Consider the following 12,246-nt stretch of genomic DNA (forward strand, 5'->3'; position numbering starts at 1 on the left):
GCAAACTGAGAACATCGGGAGCCGTGTACACAGAAATGCGTATGCACGGATCTAACTGAGAGGTGCGGGGAATAATATCCCCCATCGACTCAACCTAAAACCCAACTTTAGATATCAAAATTAGGAGTAAGAGCGTGAATGTGGACGATTTAGCCTTACAGTTAGAGAATATGCGTAAGCGCGTCGCCCTTTTGCAACGCCAGAGTGAGCAGCAAAAAGCACAGAAAGATATTGAACTCCTCACCGCAGTATTCCAAGAAATCCACTTAGCTTTGGAAGAACTGCAAATAGCTAATGAAGACCTACAGGAGCAGAATGAAGAATTATTCAACACTCAACAGGATTTGCTGGCACAACGTCAACGCTACCAAGAACTGTTTGAAGAAGTACCAGACGCTTATTTAGTAACTGATACCAAAGGGGTAATTCAGGAAGCTAATTCTGCCGCCACTACCCTACTAAACATTTCCAAGAGTTTCCTTTTGGGGGAACTCCTGGAGATTTATGTGCTTGACAAAGAACTGGTCGCTTTTGATTTGAAACTGACTCATCTGCGCGATCATGCCGAAATCCCAGACTGGAAAATCCAAGAGTGGGAAGTAAACCTGCGACCACGTAACAGAACGCCCATTAATGCTGCCGTTAAGATGGTTGCTATCCGTAATCAATATAGTAAGTTAGTCGGTCTGCGCTGGCTATTCCGAGACATTAGCGAAAGCAAGCGAACCCAAGCCAAGCTGCAATATGCAGAAGAGGCTATGGGACAAGCGCTGGCCAAAGAAAGGCAGTTTAGCGAACTTAAATCCCGCTTGCTCACCATCACCTCCCATGAGTTTCGCACCCCTTTGGCAACCATCCACTCTTCTGCCGAACTTCTAGAACATTATCGCCATCTCTGGAGCGACGAACGACAAAATACCCACCTGCGTCGCATTCAAACATCAGTGATGCACATGACTCAGTTGTTAAATGATGTATTGGTGCTGAGTCAGGATGAAACAGGCAAGTTAGAGTTGAATCCAACACCCCTGAATTTGGTGGAATTTTGCCGCGATCTCTTAGAGGAATTACAACAGAGCGATCGCTCACAACATGCGATCGCTTTTAGCGGCGAGTGCCAATGTACATCAGCTAACTTAGACGCTAAACTACTACGGCAAATCTTAAGTAATTTATTCTCGAATTCTCTAAAATACTCTCCCGTTGGTAGCACAGTTAAGTTTTGTGTCACCACTGGCAACGATCAAGCTATATTCCAGACTCAAGACTCTGGTATTGGTATTCCCCCTTCTGACATTGAACACATCTTTGAACCCTTCCATCGCGCCAGTAATGCAGGCAATATCCCAGGAATGGGATTGGGGATGTCCATCGTCAAGCAGGCTGTAGATTTACATGGCGGTGAGATTATTGTCGAAAGTGCGATCGGCGCGGGAACTACCTTTACAGTCATTTTGCCATTTTCGATAAATTTGCATATATAGCAACTTGCACTAAAAATTTTGCTGCGCTCCAATTCGATATTCAAAAGTTGAAGAAGAAGTCACAATTCAGAAGTCAGAACAATAAAGTAGAAAATAATCAATCATTTTTCTTTATTGAATTAAAAACAAAATATAATTGCTTTTATGCTAGAAGGTCTTTAAAGTAAGGTTAATCGGTCAACAATAAGTTGATTGCAAAGTTTTTCTTAACAGTAGCTTAGGGAAACGAACTCAAAGACTTTCTAACTTTAAGTGTGAGTTAAAATATTACGCCTGTGGTAATCTCTAACAAATCAGAATATGCACTTCTAGCCCTGTTAGAGTTGGCAAGCTGCTACCCTAAGGGTGAAGCCCTGCAAATTCGAGAGATAGCGGTATTGCAAGACATTCCGAACCGCTATTTGGAACAACTCCTAGCAACATTAAGGCGTGGAGGTTTAATTAAGAGTATACGCGGAGCCAAAGGTGGCTATGTTCTGGCACGAGATCCCCAGAAGATTACAGTATTTGAAGCTTTTAGCTGCATGGAAGGGTCAGATATTGCTGTATCTACTTCTGAGCCGACTCCCAACACGGTAGAAGGTGAGTTAATTCAGGAAGTCTGGCAGGAAGCACGTCAGGCTGCTAACTCGGTTTTGGAAAAATATACACTCCAAGACCTTTGTGAACGAAGAGGAATCCGAAAACAGAAGGAACTGATGTATTACATTTAGCTGGATTAGCAGAAACCTCACGGTGAGCATTCCCAGCCTGAGAGGTTGAATGAACAAGTCTAATTTATTACTAGCCTTGGCCACTAGAAGTCGCACGCCAGTTGCTCATGGGGAGCCACTGCGGTGGACGGGAACACCTGCATAAAGGAGGCAGTGTCTTGGGCGGGGCGGGTTTCCCGACTTGAAGCAACTGCCGTCAAGTGGCGTGGAAACCCCCTTGACGCCAGCCTCTCCCAAAGGGAGAAGACCGCAGTGGCTTGGCTATACGAGACTTTACCCACCGACCTGGGTTAAAAACTCTTCATTTTGTATTAGTCCACCTCCGTGGACTAAGCTTTGTGTAGTAGCGTTCGCGTCAGCGTACCGGAGGCTCTTTCTTTTTCATAACTGAGATATGCCTTTTGTTAGAAGGATAATTACCTTTTTATAGTTAATCTTTATTTGTACTCAAAAAAACAAGCTAATTGGCATGATAAATTTGATTTCTAGGAAGATTGGTTACATCAGTTCCCTGCTTAAAGGACTTCAAATAAAAGGTTTTTTGACTGTTGTCCTAGTTGGTTTTCTAGTGCTGACGACGAATGTTACTTATGGTCAGAATGACAAAGCATTAGGCGAGAGAGTCCGCGAACAGGTACAGCAAGATGATTCTCAAAGACCAAAAACAATAGGCGAGTGGAATAAAGAAGCTCGTCAAACGGAAGGTTCTCCTGGTGAACGACTTCAGAAGATTGGTAAAGAGTCAGCAGAAGCCTTTAAACAATTTGGGGCGGGGTACGTAGAAGGTGCTCAGAAAACTGCTGGTGATGTAGGGGACAGTGCAGCACAGACAGCCAAAGATATCTCTAACAAAGTTCGACCCTAAATACCTTACAGAAATACCCGGTAAGCTTAGAGCTTTAGTCCCTTTATGGCTGAGATATCAGCGACTCGCGTGACAATAGTTCCCCAAACTCCTTGACTTGTCGCGGTATATCTGATATGATCACCAGTGTAAAAAATTTAGTATAACTAAGCAACGTAAAAACCTGACTAAATTGGTTGGGTGCGTAGTCATGCCTAACGGTATTGCAGTTTAGGAAAGCTAAATTTGGTGAAAAATGAAATGCAAAAATCGAGTAGGGTAGGGATACGGTCATTAACGCTTTAGGAGAATCGACCTCTGTTTTTGTTGGAGTAATCCTGCAATTGCCAAGTCGGCTCATTGATTAAAGAATCTCAGCGTCTAAAGACGCTGAGAGTGTCAAAATCTTCAGTTGCCAGCGAGTACTAATAAGTTTTCGCCAATAAATGAGTGTCAATAGGGGCGCTGGTGTCTAATCACCGAACTCTTCTAATACTTGGGTAACGCGCTTACTCTTGCTGATGATAGATTATAGGGTTTATCAGTTGCATAAAATATAGGTCTTTTGTAGGGTAGCACAGTGAACTGTGCTACCCTACAAATTGCTGTACTTCACGCATTCAATATCTTGGGGCAGAGTGTATGACTAGCATTGAGTCAGGCGATTGTTTGTCGTTGCTAACCGCATGAATTGATCTCTTCGGTAGTAACGAAAATACCTCGTTTCCAGCTTTTGGCAATTATCAATTATGAAACTTGTATATCTTGCAGCTTTGCCACCATTTCCGCACGCGCCGAAACCTTCAACTTCCGAAACATCCTCTTCAAGGCTTGTTTGACGGAATTTTGCGTAATCCAAAGTTTTTCCCCAATTTCGGCGTTGGTTAACCCCTGTGCTACCAATTCGGCAATTTCTAACTCACGCGCTGTTAGAGGATTTACGATCAGTGAATTGGATATTTTTGGTTTCGTCCGTAGAGTCGCCATTTTTGCTGACAAATGAATGCATAAGGCGCTCAAGTCAGCTAAATCGTTGCCATTAAAAGCCGGATTTCCCTTGTCACGAGCTAAGTTAAACGTTCCGACAAGACGACCATTGCAAACAATTGGCCCAGTCATTACGTGTTCGTGATCGGAACGTGAGCAAAAATGCTTCCAGTCTCCTGGTGATAATAATAATTGCTCATGGGCGGGAGCATGACGCTCGACCACGTAACGCCCGACTGGATTGCTTTCTAAGCATACTGCCGGAATACCCTGAACATCAATATCAGTGGTTGGCTGCTCATTTAGGAAATAAATACCCCAATTTTGCACGCCAAAATGTTCGCCAATTTTATCCGTGAGAGCTAGTCTTAATTCTTGCTCATTTCGGACATTGGCGATCGCATGAAATACGGCGTGGAGAGAATTAGTCATAAGTGTACCCAGTTGGGGACTATCCAAGCCTCAACAATTACTTCTATGCTAATACCAAGAAAACTAAAACGCTAATTTATCGTAGCGACTAGGAGAAGCACATGACAGTTACACAACTCTCTGCTCAGGAACTTTTCCGGGGTGCTTATGAGAACCGCTATACTTGGGACAAGAATTTCCCCGGTTATACTGCAAATATTACTTTTAAGCATGATGATCAAGTGTTTACAGGCAAAGTTATCATCAATGCCAATCTCAAAGCCGAAGTTTTGGATGTAGATGACGAGTCAGCCAAGCAGGCAATTCATGGTCAAGCATGGGAGATAGCAATTCACCGTATCCGCCGCAGCTTTGAAGACACGCACAGCGCCAATACGTTTAGCTATGGTAAAACTGACAAAAGTGGTGCGGTTGAGCTTTTAATGGGTGGTAAGGCTGAGGGCGATAAATACAAAGTCCGCAATAATGAAGTATGCCATGTTCACCGTCTAATCCACGGTACGTTTGTGACAATTGACACCTTCAGCAGTCATGACACCGGAGAAGGCTACTTGTCTCACAGCTATGACTCTGTGTACCATGACCCCAAAACTGGAGAACAAAAGGGCGGTAGAAGTGAATTTACCGATGAGTATGAAAAAGTTGGTGACTATTTTATCCTAAATCGTCGGGAGATTCGCACCGAGACAGCAGGACAAATATCGATTCAGGAATTTGTCTTCTCTGATATCAAATTGTTGCAACCTGTTGCAGCTTAAGCTGTATTCTGGATTATAAATAAAAGCGATCGCTCTTTAGTTGAATAGAGCGATCGCTTTTATCAGAGAATTGGGTTTAAAACCCCGTGCTTCACGCAATGCTTTATATTTACGAGTGTTGCATTTGCCACTAATATATTAAGATACTAATTAGTACCGATGGACAGTCGGGAATCCAAAACGCCTATGCAGACGGTTTGCTCTTGTACTGAGATATCTCGGTCTAGGTCAAAGTCAAAAACCCGTAAGGGAGCAACTAGGAAAACCTTGAAGTAATTCTTGGAAGCCCCGTACCTTTAGGTACGGGGTTATGTCATTTTTTGTCATATCATGTCCGCTTGATTGCTTATTAAACCCGAAGAACCCCAAAGATCCAAAGCTATGCTTTGTCTCCCCTCCCCGCTTGCGGGGAGGGGTTGGGGGTGGGGTTCTTTTATTATGGGTAATCTGGGGGACATGTTGAAAGTCCCAGTATTTCACACTCAGTTAAGGTGCAAGGGCATTACCCCGAATTAGGCTACCAATGGTTTTGGCAGTAATTTTCAGTTGGGTAATCGGATTAGCTGGGACAACCGTCTTATATAGATAGCTATCGAATGTCAATCGCTGCACATCGAGGTCATCGCACATTTCCACAAACGCCTCGCGGGTAGCGTCAGAACGATAGAACACGCTTTGCAGAATGTCCAGCACCTTGTAAGTAAGTCCGTATCTTTTATCCCAACGTTTGAGATAAATCTTGAGGTCATTTTCTGTAGGAATACGGCTACCACTATTAGATGTTTCTACAATGGTTTCGGCACACATCCGCCCAGATTTAGCGGCAAAATAAATACCTTCACCAGACGACTTGGTAACGTAACCAGCAGCATCTCCCACCAAAGCAATGCGACCGACAACACGACGGGGACGGGGATGTTCAGGAATGGGGTGGGCTTCGACTTTGATGATTTTACCGCCTGCCAACTTTTCGGAAGCACGGGCGCGGATACCAGCTTGTAACTGTTTGATGCTGGCTTTATTGATGTGCATCGTACCAGTGCCGACAGCTACGTGGTCATGTTTGGGGAAAACCCAAGCGTAGAAATCGGTAGAAACGTCATCACCGACATACATTTCGGCGAGGTCGTTATAGTACGCCATTTTGTCTTCGGGTAAACGAATCCGCTCTTGGAAGGCGATCGCATAATTGTAATCCCCAGCGTCCATTTCTTTAGCAACGCGAGAATTAGCCCCATCCGCCCCAATAATTAGATCCACCTTCAGGGTTTTAGCAATACCCTGTGATATACCTTCTGTATGGTCAATGTAATGGATGGTATAAGGGTCAGTATTGTTTCCTGGTATATCGAGTTTATGAACAGTAGCATTAATTAAATTTGCGCCTACTTTTGCCGCGCGATCGCGCAAAAAGCCATCTAGCACTTCCCGACGGCACATTCCTATATATTCATCTGCATTTACCAGATTGATATCAACCTCACGATTGGAAGGAGAAATCATTTTCATCTTCCGTACGCGGCGATCGATAATCTCTGGTGGTAGGTCAAACTCACTTACCATACATAGGGGAATTGCACCCCCACAAGGCTTTGCATTGTCTAGCTTCCGCTCAAACAGGTAGGTTTCAATCCCAGAGGCTGCCAGCGTTTCTGCGGCAGATGAACCAGCAGGGCCTGACCCAATAACAGCAACCCGTAGTGTCAAAGGTCTTTCTCCCAAATCTTCACATTTACCGAGAGCATACTACCACGGTCTTTCGGTTGATTTGCCGCTTTACCTTCAGGTTTCTGTTGAAATGCAATATTCCTTAATGTTTCGATACGAATGGGGAGTAGGGAGTGGGTATTGGGAAGAATAAAGAATATTGCCTAGTCCACAGTCCTCAGTTCCAAAATATGCAGATTTCCTTGTTGGATTCTTTTACTAGACAAGTTAGTGCTGCCGCAATTACTGGATATCAAAAGCACATTTCTCCACACAAAGGTTTTGCTTGTGCCCACAGAATACTATATAGCGGCGAATCTTGCTCTCAATACATCAAGCGGGTAGTTGCTCAGGAAGGATTAAAAGTAGCATTTGTCAATTCCCGTGAACGATTTCAAGCTTGCAAGCAAGCTAACCAAATTTTGCGATGCTTTGCGGCAAGCCGCTATGCGTCTACGCATAGCGAGAACTCAGAAGAATCCACGGAAGAGGAAGCAGATACGCAGCAACGAGAACAAGCATCTCGTAAAGTTGCTCAAAAATCCTCATTTATTAGCAGCGACAATACTAACTGTTTTGATTGTGCCGATTTGGGCTGCAATTGTGCCAGCATGACTCCTGATTGTGGTTCTGCTGATTGTAGTTCCCTAGATTGCAGTGGTGCTGATTGTAGCTTCCTCGACTGCGGCAGCTGCGGTAGCTAAATCTTGTTCATCTATAAATAACGATGTATGGTATATGTAAGACACAGTAATCCTACCAAGGATCTGTAGATTTAGTTGCAGAGGTACAGAGGCAGTGGGCATAGTAGTTGAGAACGTCTCCAAACAGTTCGGTAGTTTCAAGGCAGTTGATCAGGTCAGCCTGGAAATTAAGAGTGGTGCGCTAGTTGCGTTGCTCGGTCCATCTGGATCAGGTAAATCTACGCTCCTACGGTTAATTTCAGGTTTAGAAATGCCAGATAGCGGCAAAATCCTGCTTACTGGTAAAGACGCTACATACCAAAGCGTGCAACAGAGGAATATTGGGTTTGTATTTCAGCACTATGCCCTATTCAAGCATTTGACTGTCAGAGAGAATATTGCCTTTGGCTTAGAAATTCGTAAGGCACAGCCAAAGAGGATTAAGGGAAGGGTAGACCAGTTACTAGAATTGGTGCAGTTGACTGGATTAGGCGATCGCTATCCATCACAACTTTCTGGAGGCCAAAGACAACGAGTAGCATTAGCAAGGGCACTGGCAGTAGAACCGGAAGTATTACTGCTAGATGAACCTTTTGGCGCACTTGATGCTAAAGTCCGCAAAGACTTACGCGCATGGTTACGCCGCCTCCATGATGAAGTTCATGTTACCACGGTTTTCGTCACCCATGACCAAGAGGAAGCAATGGAAGTCTCCGATGAAGTTGTGGTGATGAATAAAGGGCGTGTAGAACAGGTGGGAACACCATCAGAAATTTACGATAATCCTGCCACGGCATTTGTGATGAGCTTCATCGGTCCGGTGAACATATTACCCAGCACCTCGAAGATTTTTAAAAGTAGCGGATTTGATGCGCCACACCCACAAGTGTTTTTGCGCCCACAAGATGTGATTTTGGAAAAGGTTGCCAACGGTGCCACTACACCTGCAACAGTGAGCCGATTGGTACATTTGGGTTGGGAAATTCAGGTGGAATTAACTTTCGATGATGGACAAGTGGTGATGGCGCATTTAACACGCGATCGCTTTAATGACTTAGAGTTAGAAGCGAAACAGCGAGTGTATGTGAAGCCAAAAGATGCCAAGTCTTTCCCACTGTCTTATTCAGTTTAGTTAGCAGTATTGCCCGAAATTCTAAAGCATTTACATACTTCTCTAAATATTCTGGGTTTATAGTCAATAAATTGTTCGCGGATATTCTCCGCGAACACGTCTTTTTTGTCCAAACTCCAAACTTTCTATATGCACCGCTATATCTGTCTCTACTAACAACGAGTAAAAGTAAACTTAATTTGATAGCCTTGAGCGATTAGAATTTTGGTTTGCTGCCCCGCAGATGCATCTCTGGCACGCGCTATCAAATTTGTGTTGATGCCGAAAACCGAATTCACTGGGTTAGCACAGGCGTCTATTGCATCTGATGTAATAGCTACATTTTTTACCCATCCATTTGAAAAGCCAGACGGGAAGTTTGCGTTTGGATCATTACTAGAATTTGGAACATTTTTGCCTTGAAACACTAATGTAACTTTTAGGTCAGCACTGCCCCCCTTAGGCACATTTGCAAAACCAGCATACTTGATGTTAATGGGCTTAACTTTGTACCCCTTAGGCACATTAAGACCAATTCTCAGAATGCAAGATTTGGATACAACCTTAGGAGATACAGCTACAGCCTCAAATGAAGGTAAAGTTACAAACAGAGTATCTGCTTTCAAATTTGCTTGGGGATTTACCGAGGGGCAGCCATTTCCGAAAAGAGTTAAGGGAACACTTTGAAACTGAAATCCCTGTGCTTGAGCCTCTACGTGAGATAAACCCACAATATTTAAACTCAGTAGCGTCAAACTGGAAACAAGAGCACTTAAAACTTTCATATCAAATAAGGTGAGGTTATCAGCTTTGTTGTCAATACGATTCTTAAAGACAGAGAGTTAAAGATTTCTTCAGAGCGATTTGAAGAAATCTTTTGATAAGTTGCTAAAGCAGCTTTAGAGGGATCATCTCTTGTGAAAAATTAAATGCAAAACTTAACTAGGCATTTCAAAAATCTAACAAGGATTAAAAGCAAACTTGATTTGGAACAATACAGGACCGATTGCTGTGTCGATTGTATCAATTCGGATTTGGGTTTCTTGATTTGCAGGTATATCTCGACCTCTTGCCGTCAGATTTGAATTGATACCAAAAATCGAACTCACTGGGTTCTTACATGCATTTATTGTGCCTAATGCAATACCTACATCTTTGCTCCAAACATTTGAGAAGCCAGGCCCAAACGTTGCGTTTGGATCATTGATAGTTGGAACTTCTTGACCTTGAAAGAGTACTTTAACGTTCACGTCAGCACTGCCTCCTTGAGGCACATCTGCAAAGCCAAGATACTTGATGTTAATCGGCTGAAGGTTAAACCCAGAAGGTACATCAAGACCGATCCGCAGATTGCAGGATGTTGATACAACCTTAGGAGGTGAAGCTAAAGCTTCAAACTTTGAAAATGTTATTGAAAGAGTATCGCCATTCAAAATTGCCTCTGCTGTTCCCGCTGGGCAACCAGGTCCGAAAATAGTTACTGGAAATTTTTGAAACTGCAATTGTTGTGGTTGTGTTTGAGCCTGTACCTGAGATAAACCCACAACATTTAAACTCAGTAACGTCAAACTGGAAATTAGAACACTTGAAATTTTCATATAAGAACTCCTAAGAACTCCGCGAAAATGTGAAATCTACTGTGCATATTAGCGGCAAGCTAAAATTCCGTAGTACCCTTATACACAAAGAACTTTTACTTAATAGCCTCTTTGGGGTTTGGGATTTTATACCAATTCTTAATTCTGTGCAATACGCTCTAGTTAAAGAAGACAGAGAGTCAAAGATTTCTTCAGAGCGATTGAAAGAAATCTTTCGATAAGTTGCTAAAGCAGCTTTAGAGGGATCATCTCTTGTGAAAAATTAAATGCAAAACTTAACTAGGCATTTCAAAAACCTAACAAGGATTAAAAGCAAACTTGATTTGGAACAATACAGGACCGAGTGTTGTGTCGATTGTATCAATTCGGATTTGGGTTTCTTGATTTGCAGATATATTTTTAGCTTTTGCCGTCAGAATTGAATTGATACCAAAAACCGAACTCACTGGGTTCTGACACGCATTTATTGTGCCTAATGTAATACCTACATCTTTGCTCCAAACATCTGAGAAGCCAGAATCAAACGTTGCGTTTGGATCATCATCAGTTGGTACTATTTGACCTTGAAATAATATTTTAACGTTCAGGTTAGCACTGCCTCCTTGAGGCACATCTGCAAAGCCAATATACTTGACGTTAATCGGCTGAACGTTAAATCCAGAAGGTACATTAAGACCGAGCCGCAGATTACAGGATTTTGATACAGTCTTAGGAGGTGAAGCTAAAGCTTCAAATGCTGAAAATGTTACTGAAACAGTATCGCCATTCCAAATTCCCTGTGCTGTTCCCCCTGGGCAACCATTTCCGAAAAAAGTTACTGGAACGTTTAGAAACTCAAGTCCTTGTTCTGATTGAGCCTGTACCTGAGATAAACCCACAACATTTAAACTCAGCAGCGTCAAACTGGAAATAACACCACTTAAAACCTTCATACTAACCACTCCGCAAAAATGTCTAATCTGCTGTGCACATTAGCTGCAACTTAAAATTCCGTAGTATCCTTTTGAAAGATCAACTTTTGTGAAAAATTAAATGCAAAACTTACTCTGTATTTCAAAAACCTAACAAGGATTAAAAGCAAACTTGATTTGGAACAATACAGGACCGATTGCTGTGTCGATTGTATCAATTCGGATTTGGGTTTCTTGGTTTGCAGGTATACCTTTAGCTCTTGCCGTCAGATTTGAATTGATACCAAAAATTGAACTCACTGGGTTCTTACATGCATTTATTGTGCCTAATACAATACCTACATCTTTGCTCCAAACATCTGAGAAGCCAGGCTTAAAGGTTGCGTTTGGATTATTGATAGTTGAAACTACTTGACCTTGAAAGAGTACTTTAACGTTCACGTCAGCACTGCCTCCTTGAGGCACATCTGCAAAGCCAAGATACTTGATGTTAATCGGCTGAAGGTTAAATCCAGAAGGTACATTAAGACCGATCCGTAGATTACAGGATTTTGATACAACCTTAGGAGGTGAAGCTAAAGCTTCAAACTCTGAAAATGTTACTGAAAGAGTATCGCCATTCAAAATTCCCTCTGCTGTTCCGGCTGGGCAACCATTTCCGAAAAGAGTTACTGGAACTTTTTGAAACTCCAATTCTTGTGGTTGAGCCTGTGCCGGAGATAAACCGACAATATTTAAACTCAGTAAGGCCAAACTGGAAATCAGACCACTTAAAACTTTCATATTCATATTCAGGACTCCGCGAAAATGTGTAATTTACTGTTTACATTAGCTGCAAGTTAAAATTCCCTAAGATACTTTTAAACAAAGGAATTTTACCCAACAGCATCTTTGGGTTTTGGGGATTTATACCAATTCTTAATTCTGTGCAATACGCTCTGGTTAAGGGAGACAGAAAATAGTAAAAAACAATGGATTTCTTTTCTAGCCCTTAAATAATTTATTAGCGTATTTCATT

At 42.6% G+C, this 12,246-nt stretch carries 12 protein-coding genes; 6 read left to right on the forward strand and 6 right to left on the reverse strand.

Annotated features, from left to right (window positions below):
- Positions 1-134: 134 nt before the first annotated feature.
- From V7K31_RS00005 to V7K31_RS00015, 3 genes are all read left to right on the forward strand, one after another.
- On the forward strand, positions 135-1,484 hold the full coding sequence (locus V7K31_RS00005; RefSeq protein WP_335091839.1) for a PAS domain-containing sensor histidine kinase: 1,350 nt from the start codon (positions 135-137) through the stop codon (positions 1,482-1,484).
- Positions 1,485-1,759: 275 nt separating this feature from the next.
- Positions 1,760-2,197, forward strand: a complete 438-nt coding sequence (locus V7K31_RS00010; RefSeq protein WP_335091840.1) for an RrF2 family transcriptional regulator — start codon at positions 1,760-1,762, stop codon at positions 2,195-2,197.
- 469 nt (positions 2,198-2,666) lie between these two features.
- Positions 2,667-3,062, forward strand: coding sequence for a hypothetical protein (locus V7K31_RS00015; RefSeq protein ID WP_335091841.1), 396 nt, complete (start codon positions 2,667-2,669; stop codon positions 3,060-3,062).
- A gap of 726 nt (positions 3,063-3,788) precedes the next feature.
- Here the strand turns inward: V7K31_RS00015 and V7K31_RS00020 are convergent.
- Positions 3,789-4,460 (reverse strand): LuxR C-terminal-related transcriptional regulator, encoded by a 672-nt coding sequence (locus tag V7K31_RS00020; RefSeq protein WP_335091842.1) that lies wholly within the window; start codon positions 4,458-4,460, stop codon positions 3,789-3,791.
- 101 nt (positions 4,461-4,561) lie between these two features.
- Here V7K31_RS00020 and V7K31_RS00025 point away from each other — a divergent pair, with 101 nt between their 5' ends.
- The gene (locus tag V7K31_RS00025; protein ID WP_335091843.1) at positions 4,562-5,218 is read left to right on the forward strand and encodes a DUF3386 domain-containing protein; all 657 of its coding nucleotides are present in this window, start codon (positions 4,562-4,564) and stop codon (positions 5,216-5,218) included.
- 486 nt (positions 5,219-5,704) lie between these two features.
- On the opposite strand, the gene chlP is transcribed toward V7K31_RS00025, so the two are convergent.
- Positions 5,705-6,925 carry a geranylgeranyl reductase gene (gene chlP / locus V7K31_RS00030; RefSeq protein ID WP_335091844.1) on the reverse strand — a complete coding sequence of 407 codons (1,221 nt, stop codon included), beginning with the start codon at positions 6,923-6,925 and terminating at the stop codon, positions 5,705-5,707.
- A gap of 191 nt (positions 6,926-7,116) precedes the next feature.
- Here chlP and yidD point away from each other — a divergent pair, with 191 nt between their 5' ends.
- Both yidD and V7K31_RS00040 read left to right on the forward strand, forming a co-directional pair.
- Complete coding sequence (gene yidD / locus V7K31_RS00035; protein WP_335091845.1) at positions 7,117-7,629, forward strand: membrane protein insertion efficiency factor YidD; 513 nt, start codon at positions 7,117-7,119, stop codon at positions 7,627-7,629.
- A 94-nt stretch (positions 7,630-7,723) separates the two neighbouring features.
- The gene (locus tag V7K31_RS00040; protein ID WP_335091846.1) at positions 7,724-8,740 is read left to right on the forward strand and encodes a sulfate/molybdate ABC transporter ATP-binding protein; all 1,017 of its coding nucleotides are present in this window, start codon (positions 7,724-7,726) and stop codon (positions 8,738-8,740) included.
- Positions 8,741-8,892: 152 nt separating this feature from the next.
- Here the strand turns inward: V7K31_RS00040 and V7K31_RS00045 are convergent, their stop codons facing one another.
- From V7K31_RS00045 to V7K31_RS00060, 4 genes are all read right to left on the reverse strand, one after another.
- Positions 8,893-9,504 carry a DUF4360 domain-containing protein gene (locus V7K31_RS00045; protein ID WP_335091847.1) on the reverse strand — a complete coding sequence of 204 codons (612 nt, stop codon included), beginning with the start codon at positions 9,502-9,504 and terminating at the stop codon, positions 8,893-8,895.
- Between the two features lie 174 nt (positions 9,505-9,678).
- A complete protein-coding gene (locus V7K31_RS00050) occupies positions 9,679-10,317 on the reverse strand; it encodes a DUF4360 domain-containing protein (RefSeq protein WP_335091849.1) in 639 nt (212 codons plus the stop codon).
- Positions 10,318-10,613: 296 nt separating this feature from the next.
- Positions 10,614-11,249, reverse strand: coding sequence for a DUF4360 domain-containing protein (locus V7K31_RS00055; protein WP_335091851.1), 636 nt, complete (start codon positions 11,247-11,249; stop codon positions 10,614-10,616).
- Positions 11,250-11,378: 129 nt separating this feature from the next.
- Complete coding sequence (locus tag V7K31_RS00060) at positions 11,379-12,017, reverse strand: DUF4360 domain-containing protein (RefSeq protein WP_335091853.1); 639 nt, start codon at positions 12,015-12,017, stop codon at positions 11,379-11,381.
- Positions 12,018-12,246: the final 229 nt, after the last annotated feature.

It is taken from the genome of Nostoc sp. (assembly GCF_036917675.1).
GTDB lineage: Bacteria > Cyanobacteriota > Cyanobacteriia > Cyanobacteriales > Nostocaceae > Nostoc.

Bases quoted from the DNA above. Each gene is read 5' to 3' on its own strand.
- V7K31_RS00015 (WP_335091841.1), top strand. From the start codon at position 2,667: ATGATAAATTTGATTTCTAGGAAGATTGGTTACATCAGTTCCCTGCTT.
- V7K31_RS00020 (WP_335091842.1), bottom strand. From the start codon at position 4,460: ATGACTAATTCTCTCCACGCCGTATTTCATGCGATCGCCAATGTCCGA.
- V7K31_RS00025 (WP_335091843.1), top strand. From the start codon at position 4,562: ATGACAGTTACACAACTCTCTGCTCAGGAACTTTTCCGGGGTGCTTAT.
- yidD (WP_335091845.1), top strand. From the start codon at position 7,117: ATGCAGATTTCCTTGTTGGATTCTTTTACTAGACAAGTTAGTGCTGCC.
- V7K31_RS00045 (WP_335091847.1), bottom strand. From the start codon at position 9,504: ATGAAAGTTTTAAGTGCTCTTGTTTCCAGTTTGACGCTACTGAGTTTA.
- V7K31_RS00050 (WP_335091849.1), bottom strand. From the start codon at position 10,317: ATGAAAATTTCAAGTGTTCTAATTTCCAGTTTGACGTTACTGAGTTTA.
- V7K31_RS00055 (WP_335091851.1), bottom strand. From the start codon at position 11,249: ATGAAGGTTTTAAGTGGTGTTATTTCCAGTTTGACGCTGCTGAGTTTA.
- V7K31_RS00060 (WP_335091853.1), bottom strand. From the start codon at position 12,017: ATGAATATGAAAGTTTTAAGTGGTCTGATTTCCAGTTTGGCCTTACTG.